The following is a 14,958-nucleotide window of genomic DNA, read 5'->3' on the forward strand; positions in this document are numbered from 1 at the left end:
CATTGTCCGAGTACCCAGCCGTACACAACCGAACCTGGCCTCACAGCCGTTGCTCAGAACGCCGAACCGCGTTTCCACCTGCTGCCGGCGGGAACCGCGCCGTCATGCCGAACCGGGTGGTGTGGACAGCCGAGGCGACGCGGGAGTTGTCGGTCGCGATACACAGTCATGGTCCCGCCGAGGTGGCGCAGCTGATTTCGGCGTTGGAGCACAAGTGCCTGCGGCCGGGACACGGGCGACCGGACCAGGACGCGCAGCTGGTCATGTGCGTCGAGCAACTGAGTGCGGTCTACCACCTGATCGGCGCCGGTACGGCGATCGAGGTTCTCGAGGTGCGGCGGAAGGGACAGGTATGAAGCAGCAGCACGTCGTGGTGACGGGTGGCGCGGGTTTTGTCGGCAGTCATCTGTGTGAGCGGTTGATCGCGGACGGCCATCGGGTCACCTGCCTGGACAATTTCCTGACCAGCACCCCCGACAACCTCGCCGGATTCGCCGCGCATCCGGATTTCTCCTTCGTCCGCTGCGATCTGACCGAGTTCCTGCACGTCCCGGGACCGGTGGACCTGGTCCTGCACTTCGCCAGCCCGGCGTCGCCGATCGACTACCTGAAGCTGCCGATCCAGACCCTCAAGGTCGGCGCGATCGGCACCTGGCACGCGCTCGGGCTGGCCAAGGAGAAGGGCGCCCGGTTCCTGCTCGCCAGTACCTCGGAGGTGTACGGCGACCCGCAGGTGCACCCGCAGCCCGAGGAGTACTGGGGGCACGTCAACCCGCTCGGTCCGCGCGGCGTGTACGACGAGGCCAAGCGGTACGCCGAGGCGCTCACGACGGCGTACCGGACCAGCGAAGGCCTCGACACCGCGATCGTGCGGATCTTCAACACCTACGGCCCGAGGATGCGGCCGGCCGACGGGCGGGCGATTCCGACGTTCGTCCGGCAGGCCCTCGCCGGTGAGCCGCTGACCGTGGCCGGGGACGGCAGCCAGACCCGATCCGTGTGCTTCGTGTCCGACACCGTGGAAGGCGTCCTCCGGTTGGCGTTCAGCGAGCTGCCGGGGCCGGTGAACATCGGGAATCCGGACGAACGGACCGTGCTCGCGATCGCCCAGGACGTCCTCGCGCTGACCGGCTCGGTATCCGGGATCGAGTTCGTCGAGCGACCGCAGGACGATCCGAAGGTACGGCGTCCGGACACCACCAAGGCGCGCGAGCTGCTCGGCTGGGAACCGCGGGTGGGCTGGCGCGACGGGCTCAAGCAGACCGTTGACTGGTTCCGGACAGCTGTGCCCACGCAGTCTGCAGCACTTCACGGACGCTGATTCCGAGCAGCGAAGGATCCGGTTCGCTGCCGTGCGGATCGCCCAGCGGGCCGCGGTGATAGAGCACCGCATGCAGATGATGGTCGATCGCGGGCCCCCACAGCTCCGGCGGTACCGGGCCGAACAGGGTCACCGACGGCGTCCGGGTCGCAGTCGCCAGATGTGCGACTCCTGTGTCCCCGCTGAGTACCAGGCGCGCCGATCCGACCAGTTCTGCGAGTACGTCGAGCGGTAGGCCACCACTCGAGTCCCGGGCTCCCGACGCCCGGGCGATCTGCGCACACAGCTCGCGTTCCGACCCGGTGAGCAGAACGTCTTCGCCATCCGCGAGCAGGGCACGGGCGACCGCCGTCCACCGCTCCGGCGGCCACCGTCGCGCCTCGGACGCCGCGCTCGGATGTAGTACGACGCCGGACCGATGTGGCGCGCCCGATGTCAGCCGCAGATCGTCAGCGGTGCAGTTCCCGCCGATGTCGCACACGAGCCGGCACCACCGATCGACCTCGTGTTCGTACGTCTGCCAGTACGACTTGCTGCGATACCCGGCCTCGACGCAGTCGAAGGCGATCAACTCGTCCGGACGGCCGTCCAGCAGCAGCCGATGACTCTGCGGTCCTCGCCCGTGCAGGTTGACGGCCACATGACGTCCGATCCGCGGCAGCGCCTCGAGCCCGCCGGCAGGTACGACGTCGTCCACTACGCCGAGCCCCGACAGCCAGCGGCCCAACGGCCCGCTGGTTGCCAAGAGCAACGGCTGGTCCGGCCACAGCCGCCGGAGCCCCCGCAGCGCGGGGACTCCGGTCAGCGCGTCGCCGAGGCCGAGCGCTCGCAGGGCCAGGACGGGAACGGTCACGGCCAGGACGGCTCGACCGACGGGCAGATGACCAGCTCGCGGATCTCGACGTTCGTGGGCTGGCTCAGCGCGAAGACGATCGTGTCCGCGACCACCTCGGGATCGTTCAGCATCGCGTCGGCGCCGGGTTTGTACTGGTCCGGGCGGCCGTCGAAGAAGCTGGTCCGCATCCCGCCGGGAACGATCATCGTGACGCCGATCCGGCCGGCGGTCTCGACCGCGAGGGCGCGGGTGAACCCGACCACGCCGAACTTCGAGGCGCAGTACGCCGTCGCGTCGCTCAACGCGCGCAGCCCGAGCGTGGACGCGATCGTCACCAGCCGGCCGTGCGTCGGCTCGAGCCGCGGTACCGCCGCCCGCGCGACAGCCGCCGTACCGATCAGGTCGACGGTCACGACCCGGACCCAGTCGTCGAGCGGAACCTCTTCGAGTTTTCCGCACGAGTCGATGCCCGCGGCCGTCACGACACCGGTCAGTGGACCGATCAGGTCTTCGGCCCGGGCGACCGCGGGTTCGGCGGCGTGCGGGTCCGCGAGATCCACCTCGACCCACGGAACGCTGTCGTCCGCCGGTCGCTGCCGGTCGAGCGCGACCGCGGTCCCGCCGTTCTTCTGTACGGCGCGAACCACCGCCGCGCCGAGGCCACTGGAGCCGCCGGTGACGGCCACTCTTTGCAGGCTCATCCGATCTTCCTTCCGTCGAGGATCGCGCTGGTCGACCGGCCGTCCAGGTACGGTACGACGACCACGCGGCCGCCCCAGCTCTTCACAATCTGTGCCTCGGGCAACTGTTCGCCCGCGTAGTCGCCGCCCTTGACCCAGACGTCCGGCCGCAACTGGTCCAGGAGCTCGCACGGATCGTTGCCCCCGAAGACGGCGACCGCGTCGACCTCGCGGAGTGACCGCAGCACCCGGCAGCGGTCCGCGATCGGGTTCACCGGACGATCGGCGCCCTTCAGACGCTGGACGCTGGCGTCGGAGTTCACCAGGACGACCAGGGCGTCGCCGAGCCGGCGAGCAGCCTGCAGGCAGGCGATGTGGCCGGCGTGCAGGACGTCGAAGCATCCGCCGGTCGCGACCACCGTCCCACCGGTGGCATGCACCCGCCGGATCAGCTCGCCCGCGTCGAGCTCGCGAACCGCGGTCGCGTCCGGCGCAGCGGTCGCGTTCACACCACCGGCGCGCAGCCAGGCCGCCGTGTCGTCGACGGCGTCCTGGATCGCGGTCCGGACAACGGCTCCGGCTCCGAGCCGAGCCGCGACAGTTGCCGCGAACCGGTCGCCGGCGCCGCACGCGTCGCCGTGATGCTCGAACGGGCTCGGCGTGAACGAGACCGGTCCGCTGGAAGCGGTGAAGACGCCGTTCGGCCCGTCGGTGATCGCGACCGCCCACGCCTGCCACAGGTCCCGGAGTTGTCCGGCGAGTTCGTCGAGCGGCGCCCGCGGGTCCGGGCCGAACGCCCGGGCTTCCGAGGTGTTGGGCGTGACCAGGGTGAGACCCGGTACCGGCGTACCGCCGCGTGGGTGCGGGTCCCAGACCATCGCTCGTTGGCTGGCCCACCGGTGCAGGACCGAACGGATGCCCGGATGCGTGGTGAGACCGCCGGCGTAGTCCGAGACGAGGACCGCGTCGGCATCCTCCAGCTCTGCTTCGAGCAGCGTGAGGTCAGGGTCGTCGGAGATCTCGGCAGCCGCTTCGATGTCCATCCGCAACACGGACTGGCCATTGCTGCGGATTCGTGTCTTGCACCGAGTCCCGGGCGCGGTGGCGATCTGGGTCACTGTGAGCCGGTCGGTCAGCAGTGCGGACAGCCGCTTGGCCGGCTCGTCGTCGGCGAGTGCGGTCACCAACCGGACCTCGACGTCCGGACGGTTCGCGAGCTGGATCGCCGCAAGACCGGCGCCGCCGGCACGCTCCGCCACGGTACCGACCTCGACGACCGGAACAGGTGCGTCGGGGGCGACCCGGTGGACATCGCCCTCGATGTCCCGGTCGAGCAGTACGTCGCCGATCACCACAACGCGAACGATCATCGGGGCACCTCCTGGATTCGTGCCGGGCCGTCGGCCCAGTGCCGCTCGGTGGCGGCGCACAGGGCATGGATCGCGACCAGTTGGACCTCCTGGACCGCGGTCGGCGCCGGGGTGTCGATCGCCAGTACGTCGTCGGCGGTGTCGCCGAGCGGATTGGGCCGCGGGCCGGTCATCGCCCACACGTCGATGTCGTACTCCCGCGCCGTCGCGGCGGCCCCGAGCAGGTTCGCGCTCCGGCCGCTGGTGGACAGCAGCAGGAGCACGTCGCCGGTCCGGCCGTGCGCCTGGACCTGACGCGCGAACACGTCCTGCTGACCGAAGTCGTTGCCGATCGCGGTCAGGCTCGAGGTCTCGGCGTGCAGGGCGATCGCGGGTAACGCCCGGCGGTCCATCTCGAACCGGCCGACCAGCTCGGCGGTCAGGTGCTGGGCCTCGGCCGCGCTGCCACCGTTGCCGGCGACGAGCAAACGTCGTCCTGCCGCGAAACCGGCCGACAATTGGCTCGCCCAACGTTCCAGCCGATCCTGCTGCTCCGCCAGGCTCCGCAGGCCGGTGTCCAGGTGCTCGAGATGGGTGTCGAGGACCCCGAATCCGACGCTCATCGGGACCTCTCACTGGTGACCGGCGCGACGATCCGCCGGTACACGTTCTCGGTGGCTTCGGCGACCTTGGGCCAGGTGTAGTTCTCGGCGATCCGGGCCCGCCCGGCCCGGCCGAGGGCTTCCCGGCGGCCCGGGTCCGCGAGCAACTCGCGCAGTACTTCCGCGAGCCGGTGCGGATCGCGGGGTGGTACGTGAATTCCGGTCCTGCCGTCCACGACAGTGTCGAGCAGTCCACCGACAGCGGCGCCGACGACCGGTTTGCCGCAGGCCATCGCCTCCAGCGGCACAATACCGAACGGCTCGTACCAGGGTGTGCAGGCAACGACATCGGCGGACCCGAGCAGCGCGGGCACCTGGTCGCGGGGGATCGGTCCGATCAGCGACACCCGATCGGACAGTCCGTTGCGCTCGGCAACGGCCCGCAACCGGCGGACCTCGGGATCGTCGTCGAAGCCGGTGGCCGGGCCGCCGGCCACGACGAGTTCGGCGTCCGGCAGCTCGGCGAGCGCCTCGATCACCGTGTCGACACCCTTCCGCTCGACCAGCCGGCCGAGCGAGACGACGCGACCGCCGCTGTGCCGCCACCATCGGCCGTCCGGCGCGGTCGGCGGAAAGTCGTCGACTCCACACGGGACCACGTGCAGCGTCTCGGCGCGGCAGCCGAGGTCGAGCAGCTCGCGGACCTCTTCGGTCGCGGTGGCGATCACCGCGTCCGACTCGAGCGCGATCCGGCGTTCCAAGGCGACCCGCTCGGCCGGGCTGGTGTCCCTGGCGCCCTGGTGACGACGCTTGACCACACCGAGGGCGTGGAACGTCTGCGCCGAGGCGAACGGGACGTGCTGACGAGCCACGATGGCGGCGACCCCCGACATCCAGAAATGCGAATGCACCACCTCGGGTGCGCCGGTGATCCAGCGCCGGGCGAGCCAGTCGCCGAAGTCCGGCATGTACGGCAGCAGCTCGTCCTTCGGGATCGGCTGCGGCGGACCGGCCGGGACGTGGATCACCTCGACGCCGGGCGAGAGCGTGACCTGTTCCGCGCTCTCGGTGCCGTCCCGGCGGGTGTAGACCTCGACCGTGTGGCCGCGGTCGGCCAGGGCACGGGAGAGTGCCGCGAGGTGGACGTTCTGGCCGCCGGCGTCGGCGCCGCCGATCACGGCGAGCGGGCTCGCGTGTTCGGAGATCATCGCGATCCTCATCGGCATACCTCCTTCAGGACGTGGTCCCAGTCGTCGAGAAAGCGTCCGAGCCCGAAGCGGCGCAGGGCGTGTTCGCGGGCCGCCAGGCCGTACTGCCGGGCCTCGTCGTGATCGATCCGCCAGCGCAGCGCAGTGCGGGTGAGGACGGTGGGATCCGACGAGACGACCCCGGCTGCGGGCGGTACGGACTCGGGTGCCGCGGTCGTCGCGTTCACCAGAACGGGACAGCCCAGCGTCATCGCTTCGACGAGTGACAGCCCGAGACTCGTCCAGCGGTAGGGATGCAGGTAAGCGAAGTGCTCGGCCATCCGGTCGTGCAGTTCGCTCTGGGACAGGTCCGCCGTCGTCGCGAAGTCGTCGGGCAGTTCGTCGGAGCCCATGCCGTACACGCTGACCGGTACGTGGTGGGCAATGGTCTGCGCGAGGTCCATCCCGGCGACGCGCCACCGGCGTACCGGCTCGTTGACCGCGGCCGCGAGCGAATCGATGCGGCCGGTGTAGCGGTAGCCGTAGTCCGGTACGCCGTGCTCGATCATCAGCGCCGGAGCGCGGCCGTTGTCCCACATCATCCGGTTGAACTCGGTGACGTGCACGATCGGGACGTCGTTGCGTGCGGCCAGCGGATGCTGCCAGTCGTTGATGTCGCCGCGGGGAGTGTTGTGTTCGACGTACACGGCGGGTACGCCGTACCGCCCGGTCGACCGGCCGCTCCACTGCTGGAAGAGCGCGAGCTCGTGCGGTCGCTGCAGGACGACGACGTCGATCTCCGTCTCCGGCAACTCTGCCGGGCTCACCTCACGGACCGAGGAGGGCCACGGATAGGTCTCGGCGCGGCCACGCCCGTCCGGCCCGCGGTCCGGCAGCACCGGGACGAGATAGTCGTGGTTGCCCTGGACGAACGACGTCATCCATGCGGCATGGACATGCCAGGCCAGGATTCTCACGCGACCTCCTCGACGAGTTTGTGGACCGCGGCGACGGCCTCTTCGATCGGTACGGCGTCCAGGCACGGATGGCCGGGAACGGGGCATTGCCTGGCGCGGCTGTCCCGGCACGCCGCCTGTTGGTCACCGAGCACGACGCACGGCACCTTCCACGGCGCCCAGCGGTCGAGCGGTACGACAGGTGCGAACAGCGACACGACCGGAGTGGCGACCGCGGCCGCCAGATGGGCGGGACCGGTATTGCCGACCACGACACAGTCCGCGCCGTCCAGGATCGCCGCGAGTTCGGGATACCGGGTCTTCCCGCCGAGATCCACACCGTTGCTGCCAGCAACGAACCTGGTCAGCTCGCGTTCGGTAGCGGTGCCGGTCACCCAGACCTGGTGGCCCTCGGCGGTCAATGCGGCTACCAAGGCCCGGAACCACCGCGGACTCGCCGTTCGGGCGGGAACGGACGCGCCCGGATGGACGACGACGTACTTGGCGTCCGGGGCCGGGAGCAAGCGTTTGACCCGCAGCGCTCCGTCGTCGCCGGCCGGCAGGTCGTAGCCCGCGGCGCGGACCAGGTCGAGTCCGCGGTCGACCTCGTGGCTGGGCGGGGGATGGTTGCGCAGGTCGAGCAATGAGCCGGGGTAGTCCTCACAGTTCGCCGCGATGTAGCGCAGCCCGGCCAGCCGCAGGACGAATGCCATCGGCAACGGACCCTGATGGAACGAGGTGAGCACGAAGCCGGCGCCGAGGTGTTCGAGTGCCAGCGCGTCGATCAGCGTGTTCACCGACCGGCGGTCGACCTTCGGCGGGTCGAAGCCGGTCCACGGGCACGGCCACACGAGTACGTCGTGAACGCCCGGTAGCTGCCGGGCCGCCTGTTCGCCGGTCGGGGAGACGAGCAGGACGACGCGATCGGTGGTTGCCAGCGCGCGTACTGCCGGGCCTGCCAGCAGCACATCGCCGTCGTTGTCCATCCGGGCGACCAGCACCGTCTTCATCGCGCTCCCAGCACCCAGTCGACGGCGGCCGCGAGATCCAGTGCGCGCGCCGGTGCGGACACGATCTCCTCGGCGCGGGTCTGCGCGTTCGGGACCAGGATCGCCCGGGCGCCGGCCGACCGTGCCGCGCTGACGTCCGCACCGATGTCGCCGATGACGACGATCTGGTGTGGCGGAACCCCCAGCTGACGTGCGGCCTGCCGGATCAGCCCGCCGCGTGGCTTGCGGCACTGACACTGGTCCTCGGGAGCATGTGGGCAGACCTGCCAGGTATCGAGCCGTCCGAGCAGCTCGTCGACTCTGGTGTTCACATCCGTCATCTGGCCGACGGTGAGCAGACCGCGTCCGACGCCGGACTGGTTGGTCACCACACCGATCCGGAGGCCGGCTCGGCGGAGCCGTTCGACGGCGTGTGCGGCGCCGTCGACCAGTCGGACACGCGCGGGATCGCCGTTGTAGGGAACGTCGTGGACGAGCGTGCCGTCGCGGTCGAACAGCACCGCCCGCACCGGACCCGGCCAGGCCTCGCTGTTGGGGTGGCGCCACCACCCGGCGATCCGGTTGCCCACCGCAACGAACGGGATGACCGCCGAGGTGACCAGCATCCGGGCGATCTCCGGAGCCGTTCGCGGGCCGGGCAGGATCCGGCGCGTCGCGAACTCGGCGTACTGGGCAGCCCACAGCACGGCGGCGATCCGGCGGTGCTTGGTCAGCAGGCCCGCCGCTGCCGCGACCGTCGACAGATGCAGGGGGAGCCGTCCCGGTCCGCACTCGGTCAGCGTCCGCCAGTTCGGTCCGTAGATCGCCCGCAGCAGCGAGTCGTCCGCGTTGCCCTTCTGGACGCGCACACTCGTCCAGAACCCGGCCGGACGGACCGGATGAACGATGCGGCGCTCTCCACGGACGAGCTGCCAGCCCGCGTCCCGGACGCGCCTGGCCAAGTCGGCGTCCTCACGGTAGGCCCGCGGGAAACGTTCGTCGAAACCGTGCACCTGCTCGAGTGCGGTGGTGCGGTAGGCCATGTCCGCGGTCGCCCAACGTGCCGTCCGGAGTCCCGCCGTACTTCGTTCCCAGTCGGTGGGCCGCCGTCCAGCAGGTTCGGGTACGTCGATCCGCGCCTGGACACCGCCGATCCGCGGCGCGGCGGACTCGAGATGACGCAGCAGCAGGGCGGACCAGTCGCTGGGTAGCCGTACGTCGTCGTCGAGGAAGACGACCCAATCGGTATCGGCTCGCCGCCAGCCGAGATTCCGGGCGGCCGCCGGGCCGCGGCCTCGGGCCGGGACGACCAGGGCGCCGGGGAAGTTCGCCACCGGCGGTGCTTCGGCGGGCCGGTCGTTGACGACGATGACCCGGGCGGGCTGGTTCGGCTGGGCGGCGAGGTCGGCGAGCAGGTCCGCAAGGCTGGGCCTGCCGATCGTGGGTACGACGACCGACCACGCCGTCATCGAAACGCTCCCGCGCGGCGGACCACGTGCGGTCCCAGAACGAGGAGATCGGCGGGAGTGGAGCCGAACAGTTCGAGCGCGTCGGACGGGCTGTCGACCATCGGCCGGCCGGACGTGTTCAGGCTGGTGTTGACCAGCACCGGCAGCCCGGTCCGCCGGTCGAACTCGTCCAGCAGCGATGCCAGCAACGGCTCGTTCGATCGGTCAACGGTTTGGATACGTGCGGTTCCGTCGACGTGAACGACCGCCGGGATGCGGTCCCGCCAGGCAGCGGCGACGTCGTGGACGAACAGCATGTACGGGCTCGGCAGCGGACCGTCGAAGATCTCGGCGGCTCGCTCGGTCAGCACCAGCGGAGCGACCGGCCGGAACTGTTCGCGGCCCTTGATGTCATTCAGCCGTTCGAGATTGCGGCGGTCGCCCGGATGCGCGAGCAGCGATCGATGGCCGAGCGCGCGCGGGCCGTACTCGGACCTGCCCTGGTACCAGGCGACCACGGCGTTCGAGGCCAGCGCCTCGGCGACGACCGCCGCCAGATCGGAAGGTGTCTCGAACGGCAGCGCGGCGCGCTCGAGCCGGGCACGCAGTTCGTCGCCGGTCCACCCGCGGCCGAGCGCGGCGGTGGTCATCGGTTCCGGACGGAGTCCGCTCGCCGCGGTCAGCTGCAGCGCCGCGCCCAAGGACGTGCCGGCGTCACCCGCGGCCGGCTGGACCCAGACGTTGTCGTACGGGCCGCGGCGCGCGAGGACCGAGTTCGCGACGCAGTTCAGCGCCGTACCGCCGGCCATCGTCAGGTTGCGGGAGCCGCACTGTTCGTACAGCCAGGTGGCGAGTTCGAGGAGCACTTCCTCCAGGCGGCGTTGCACACTGCAGGCGAGGTCGGCGTGCGCCTCGGTCAGTTCCTCGCCCTTCGCCAGCCGCGGCGCGTACGCCGACCAGTCGACCGGCTGGGTGCGGAAACCACCCTCGGACGTGGTTCGGACCAGTTCGCGGAAGTCGTCGAGATGCCTGGGCTTTCCGTACGACGCCAGCGCCATCACCTTGTACTCGTCGCTGGACCGCAAGAAGCCGAGGTGATCGGTGAGGTCCTCGTAGAGCAATCCCAGCGAGTGCGGGAGTTGCTGCGCCCCGAACACCTCGAGGTCACCGTCCCGGTAGTGCCCGGCCAGGTGGGACGCCCGCTCGCCCCGGCCGTCCAGGACCAGGCAGGCGTTGTCGGTGTACGGCGCTGCGAGTCCGGCCGACGCGGCATGGGCGACATGGTGTGGGACGAAGACGACCTTCTGCGGATCGAGCCCGGGAAGCGTTGTGCTCAGGAACCTGGGCGCGCGCCGGGCGTAGTCGGTGCGCATCGCGTCACCCGGATCGCTGACACCGAGCTCGGCCAGGTCCACGCAAAGAGACGGATCGAAGGAGTAGCCGACCCGGTCGAGATCCTCCGGACCGATCCCGGCCTCGTCCAGGCACCAGCGGATCGCCTGCTCCGGAAGTTCCCAGGCCGACCAGGGAACCGGGCGCTTGCCGTGCTTGCGCCGGCAGAACCGTTCCTCCTCGGCCGCGGCCACTGTCCGGCCGTCGATGACCAGCGCCGCCGACGGGTCGTGGAAGATCGCGTTGACTCCGAGCACCTTCATACCTGCCTGCCCTCCCGTGGAAGCCGCGGCGGTACCCGGCGCGAACCGCTCCTACACGCAGTAGCGCTGCTCGTCCGGAATGCGGCTGATTTGCCCGGATGCGCTACCGGCGGTGCGGATCTGGGTACCGCCGGGCGCCGACGAAGAGAGGCAGGTGGCAGCCGATGTGCAGCTCGGGATTGGCGGCACCAACGACCGGTGACCGTTTCCGGCAGGCCGTGCTGGATCTGGACTCGGTACGGCACTTTCTCGAGGCGCCGTACGAGCTGACCGCCAGGGACTGGCAGGAGGCGTACGACGGACTCGCGCACGTCGTCGTGGCCGCGGATCGGTTGGCGGAGACGCTGGCGACACGCTGCTCGAGCATCGAGCACACCGCCGACATCGCGGCCGCCCACGACCTGCTGGCCCAGACCAACCGCCGCCTCTCCGGCCTCGGCGAGTGACCAGAAGGTCCGTGTCAGCAGGCGGCGGGTGAGGTCCTGGACCTCCACCCGCGGACCGGCAGCAGCTCAGCCGACCCAGGTGGAGGCACACCGCCGGTGCCGTCCCGACGGGCGCGCGAAACCGACACGCGACTCAGTCGGACCGCAGGGTTTCGACGTCGTACGGATCCAGGTCGGTACGGTGGCGGAGGAGCCGCAGCGGGTGCCGGTAGTGCCCTGCTTGGAGGGCCTGGTCGGCGGCGACCTCGACGACGATCTTCGGCTGCACCTTGATCAGCGGCGTCTTGCTGCCGCGTGCCCAATGCGTGCTGAGCTGGTCCGGCCAGGGATGGCGCGTGCCGGCGGGCTTGAGGAGTTCGCCGATCGTTGCGGCCTGGTCGTCGGTCAGGGTGGTGGTGCGTCCGACCACCTCGAGATCGTCACCGCGATAGCGGCCGACCACGAGCAGGTCGGGGTGCCGCAATGATCCGGTCACGGCGCCGATGATCGCCTCGACGCTGTCCCTGGTCTTCCACTTGGTCCAGTCACGTCGGCCGGGTTGGTAACGGGTCGTAGCGCCTTTCACGACGAGGCCTTCCACACCGGTGGGTTTGAAGGCGTTCAGCCACTCGCGGGCTTCGCTCAGGTCGGCGGTGACAGGGGAGAGCTGCACGGGCGGCTGCCACCGCTTGGCTAGGTCTTCCAGGCGCTTGCGGCGGGCGGTCCAGCGCATCGGCCTGATGTCCACGCCGCCGATGGCGAGCAGGTCGAACACCACCAGAGAGGCCGGCTGCTGCGGCGCGAGGTGCTTGCGTACGGTCGCGACGGTGTTGACCATCCGTTGCTGCAGCGCATCGAAGTCGAGCCGGTCCCCGGTCCACACCACGAGCTCGCCGTCGAGTACACAATCGACGTCGAGCTGGGCCTGCAGCGCGGCCTGTACGTCGGGGAACTTGGCGGTGAAGTCCTTGCCGTTGCGCGACCACAACAGCACCTCGCCGTTCGTACAGACCACACCGGCGCGGAAGCCGTCCCATTTCAGCTCGTACCGCGATCCGCCCGGCATAGCGCGTTCGCCCGGCACCTGATCGACCGCCCGGGCCAACTCCAGCCCGACGGGTCCCCGTAAGTCCGCGGCAAGCACCATTTGCGCTACCGAACGGTCAGCCGGGTGGTGGTTTGTGGGATCGGTGTCCGAGGCCCGGCGAGCCGTCGGCTCGAAGGGTGGCATGGCGGCGTTGGCTGAGGACCTTGGTGGCGGCGATGGCCTCGGGTGCGGCCAGGGCGGCGACGGTGAGGGAGATGGCGGCCGAGCACAGGCACAGGGTGCAGAAGGCGCCGACGATCAGGGCTTGGGTGGCGATCAGGCCGAGGGCGGCCAGGCCGAGGCCGGCGGCGACCGCTCCGGCGGCGGCCACGATCCAGGGGTGGTCTCGCCAGCGGCTGGTGCCGCCAAGGGATTCGAGGATCGCCTCGAGCAGGTAGGCGGCGGCGCCGAGTGAGGCGTCGGGGATCGGTAGGGCCTGTGAGACCGAGGAGGTGAGCACTTTCCGGCTGCCGTCGCCGAAGAACGGGTCCCAGATCGAGTCCAGTACGCCGACCTGGAACAGCGTCAGGGTCAGCGCGACAGCGAAACCTGCCAGCGACAGCACGATCACCGGCGCCCGCCGACGCCACGAGGAGAGCGACGCGTCGGTGCTCATCTGGTCCGTCCGGTGTGGGATCGGCGCTGGGTCGGACCCCGGCTGGAGTGCAGGTCGAGCGCGGTGTTGATGATGCCGAGGTGGGTGAGGGCCTGCGGGAAGTTCCCGACGAGGCGGTGCTGTTCGGTGTCGTACTCCTCGGACAGCAACCCGAGATCGTTGCTCAGACCAAGGACTCGTTCGAATACCTCGCGCCCTTGGTCCTTGCGCCCGGTCAGCAGGTAACTGTCGGCCAGCCAGAGCGTGCACGGCAGGAACGACGCCTCGCCCGGTGGCAGCCCGTCGACCTGCTCGGACTTCTTGGTCGTGCTGTAGCGGGAGACGAACCCGTCGTGGGTGAGCTCGCCGGCGATCGCGTCGATCGTGCCGCGGTACCGCTTGTCGGAGCCGGGCAGGAACCCGACCGATCCCATCAGCAGCACGGATGCGTCCAGCGCCCGCGAACCGAAGTACTGCGTGAAGGTGTTCCGATCGGCGTCGTACCCCTTCTCGCAGACCTCGGTGTGGATCTCTTCCCGCAGCCGTTTCCAGTCGTCGACCGGACCGGGCAGGCCGAACTCCTCGATGCCGCGGACGGCGCGATCGACGGCGGCCCAGGCCATGATCTTGGAGTGCACGAAGTGCCGGCGTTCGCCGCGCATCTCCCAGATGCCGTCGTCCGGGTCGTTCCAGTGCCCTTCGAGGAAGTCCAGCAGCTTCTGCTGCACGGCCCAGGCGGTCTCGTCGGGCGGGATGCCGTGGGTGCGGGACTGGTGCAGCGCGTCCATCAGTTCGCCGAACACGTCGAGCTGGAACTGCTCCGACGCGGCGTTGCCGACGCGGACCGGCCGGGAGTTCGCGTATCCGGGCAGCCAGTCGAGCTCGTACTCGGTGAGCCGCCGTTCGCCCTCGACGCCGTACATCAGCTGCATCTGCTCCGGCTTGCCGGCCAGGGCGCGGAGCAGCCACTCGCGCCAGGCCTCGGCCTCGGACTCGTAGCCGGCACCGAGCAGCGCGAGCAGCGTGAAGGTGGCGTCCCGGATCCAGCAGAACCGGTAGTCCCAGTTCCGTACGCCGCCGAGCTGCTCGGGCAGCGAGGTGGTGGGCGCGGCGACGATTCCGCCGCTGGGTTGATACGTCATCGCCTTCAAGGTGATCAGCGACCGTACGACGGGATCGCGGTAGCGTCCGTCGTACTGGCACCGCGACGCCCAGCCCTGCCACCAGCGCTCGGTGCGCTGGATCGCCTTGCCGACGTCGACGTGCTTCGGCGGCTGGGCGCGCGGTTCGGACCAGGTCAGGCGGAAGTCCGCATGGTCGCCGGCGGCGAGCTCGAACTCGCCGATCAGGTCGCTGTCGCGCCGGTGGTGCTCGACATCGGAGTCGAGCGTCAGCGTGTCGGGGCCTGCAAGGGCAGTACTGCGGCGGCCGGTGTCGCGGATCCACGGCGTCACGTGGCCGTAGTCGAGCCGGGGTGAAAGCTCGCTGCGCATCGCGACCCGGCCGGACAGGCACTCCACCCGCCGGTACACCTCGAGCCGGTCGTCGCGGATCGGCATGCAGTCGATGACCCGTACGGTGCCGTCGGCGGTGGTGAAGTCGGTCTCGAGGACGAGCGAGTCGCGGCGGTACCGGCGATCGGTGGCCCGGTGACCGCCGGCCGGCGCGAGCAACCATCGCCCGTGCCGCTCGTCTCCCAGCAGCGCGGCGAAACATGCCCCGGAGTCGAACCGCGGCACGCACAGCCAGTCGATCGAGCCGTCGTAGCCGACCAGCGCCGCGGTCTGGGTGTCGCCGATCAGCCCGTAGTCCTCGAGTTGCAGGGGCAT

15 protein-coding genes are annotated in these 14,958 nt (G+C 70.3%); 3 read left to right on the plus strand and 12 right to left on the minus strand.

Annotated elements, in window-relative coordinates; translation table 11 throughout:
• Nucleotides 1-104 precede the first annotated feature (104 nt).
• Nucleotides 105-356, plus strand: a complete 252-nt coding sequence (locus FB475_RS25350; protein ID WP_141859054.1) for a hypothetical protein — start codon at nucleotides 105-107, stop codon at nucleotides 354-356.
• Nucleotides 353-1,321 (plus strand): UDP-glucuronic acid decarboxylase family protein, encoded by a 969-nt coding sequence (locus FB475_RS25355; protein ID WP_141859055.1) that lies wholly within the window; start codon nucleotides 353-355, stop codon nucleotides 1,319-1,321. The genes FB475_RS25350 and FB475_RS25355 overlap by 4 nt, the downstream gene beginning before the upstream one ends.
• Here FB475_RS25355 and FB475_RS25360 read toward each other — a convergent pair.
• The 9 genes from FB475_RS25360 to FB475_RS25400 are packed head-to-tail and all read right to left on the minus strand — an operon-like array spanning nucleotide 1,254 to nucleotide 11,022.
• Nucleotides 1,254-2,174: a glycosyltransferase family 9 protein gene (locus FB475_RS25360; RefSeq protein WP_185759426.1), complete on the minus strand. Its 921-nt coding sequence runs from the start codon at nucleotides 2,172-2,174 to the stop codon at nucleotides 1,254-1,256. The genes FB475_RS25355 and FB475_RS25360 overlap by 68 nt on opposite strands.
• Nucleotides 2,171-2,857: an SDR family oxidoreductase gene (locus tag FB475_RS25365; RefSeq protein ID WP_141859056.1), complete on the minus strand. Its 687-nt coding sequence runs from the start codon at nucleotides 2,855-2,857 to the stop codon at nucleotides 2,171-2,173. Before FB475_RS25365 ends, FB475_RS25360 begins: the two co-directional genes overlap by 4 nt.
• Nucleotides 2,854-4,206 (minus strand): PfkB family carbohydrate kinase, encoded by a 1,353-nt coding sequence (locus FB475_RS25370; protein ID WP_141859057.1) that lies wholly within the window; start codon nucleotides 4,204-4,206, stop codon nucleotides 2,854-2,856. Before FB475_RS25370 ends, FB475_RS25365 begins: the two co-directional genes overlap by 4 nt.
• Nucleotides 4,203-4,808: a D-sedoheptulose-7-phosphate isomerase gene (locus FB475_RS25375; RefSeq protein ID WP_141859058.1), complete on the minus strand. Its 606-nt coding sequence runs from the start codon at nucleotides 4,806-4,808 to the stop codon at nucleotides 4,203-4,205. Before FB475_RS25375 ends, FB475_RS25370 begins: the two co-directional genes overlap by 4 nt.
• Complete coding sequence (locus FB475_RS25380) at nucleotides 4,805-6,007, minus strand: glycosyltransferase (protein WP_141859059.1); 1,203 nt, start codon at nucleotides 6,005-6,007, stop codon at nucleotides 4,805-4,807. Before FB475_RS25380 ends, FB475_RS25375 begins: the two co-directional genes overlap by 4 nt.
• Nucleotides 6,004-6,951: a glycosyltransferase gene (locus tag FB475_RS25385; protein WP_141859060.1), complete on the minus strand. Its 948-nt coding sequence runs from the start codon at nucleotides 6,949-6,951 to the stop codon at nucleotides 6,004-6,006. Before FB475_RS25385 ends, FB475_RS25380 begins: the two co-directional genes overlap by 4 nt.
• On the minus strand, nucleotides 6,948-7,940 hold the full coding sequence (locus FB475_RS25390; protein WP_141859061.1) for a glycosyltransferase family 9 protein: 993 nt from the start codon (nucleotides 7,938-7,940) through the stop codon (nucleotides 6,948-6,950). Before FB475_RS25390 ends, FB475_RS25385 begins: the two co-directional genes overlap by 4 nt.
• Nucleotides 7,937-9,388 carry an HAD-IIIA family hydrolase gene (locus tag FB475_RS25395; RefSeq protein ID WP_141859062.1) on the minus strand — a complete coding sequence of 484 codons (1,452 nt, stop codon included), beginning with the start codon at nucleotides 9,386-9,388 and terminating at the stop codon, nucleotides 7,937-7,939. Before FB475_RS25395 ends, FB475_RS25390 begins: the two co-directional genes overlap by 4 nt.
• Nucleotides 9,385-11,022: a carbamoyltransferase family protein gene (locus FB475_RS25400; RefSeq protein ID WP_141859063.1), complete on the minus strand. Its 1,638-nt coding sequence runs from the start codon at nucleotides 11,020-11,022 to the stop codon at nucleotides 9,385-9,387. The genes FB475_RS25395 and FB475_RS25400 overlap by 4 nt, the downstream gene beginning before the upstream one ends.
• 164 nt (nucleotides 11,023-11,186) lie before the next feature.
• Here FB475_RS25400 and FB475_RS25405 point away from each other — a divergent pair, with 164 nt between their 5' ends.
• On the plus strand, nucleotides 11,187-11,468 hold the full coding sequence (locus FB475_RS25405) for a hypothetical protein (RefSeq protein WP_141859064.1): 282 nt from the start codon (nucleotides 11,187-11,189) through the stop codon (nucleotides 11,466-11,468).
• 133 nt (nucleotides 11,469-11,601) lie between these two features.
• Here the strand turns inward: FB475_RS25405 and FB475_RS25410 are convergent, their stop codons facing one another.
• Genes FB475_RS25410 through FB475_RS25420 form a run of 3 tightly spaced genes read right to left on the minus strand, consistent with a single transcriptional unit; the run spans nucleotide 11,602 to nucleotide 14,958 of the window.
• Nucleotides 11,602-12,594, minus strand: a complete 993-nt coding sequence (locus FB475_RS25410) for an ATP-dependent DNA ligase (protein ID WP_141859065.1) — start codon at nucleotides 12,592-12,594, stop codon at nucleotides 11,602-11,604.
• Between the two features lie 16 nt (nucleotides 12,595-12,610).
• Nucleotides 12,611-13,150, minus strand: coding sequence for a vitamin K epoxide reductase family protein (locus FB475_RS25415; RefSeq protein WP_141859066.1), 540 nt, complete (start codon nucleotides 13,148-13,150; stop codon nucleotides 12,611-12,613).
• Nucleotides 13,147-14,958 carry a glycoside hydrolase family 15 protein gene (locus tag FB475_RS25420; RefSeq protein WP_141859067.1) on the minus strand — a complete coding sequence of 604 codons (1,812 nt, stop codon included), beginning with the start codon at nucleotides 14,956-14,958 and terminating at the stop codon, nucleotides 13,147-13,149. The genes FB475_RS25415 and FB475_RS25420 overlap by 4 nt, the downstream gene beginning before the upstream one ends.

This window comes from Kribbella jejuensis (assembly GCF_006715085.1).
Classification (GTDB): domain Bacteria; phylum Actinomycetota; class Actinomycetes; order Propionibacteriales; family Kribbellaceae; genus Kribbella; species Kribbella jejuensis.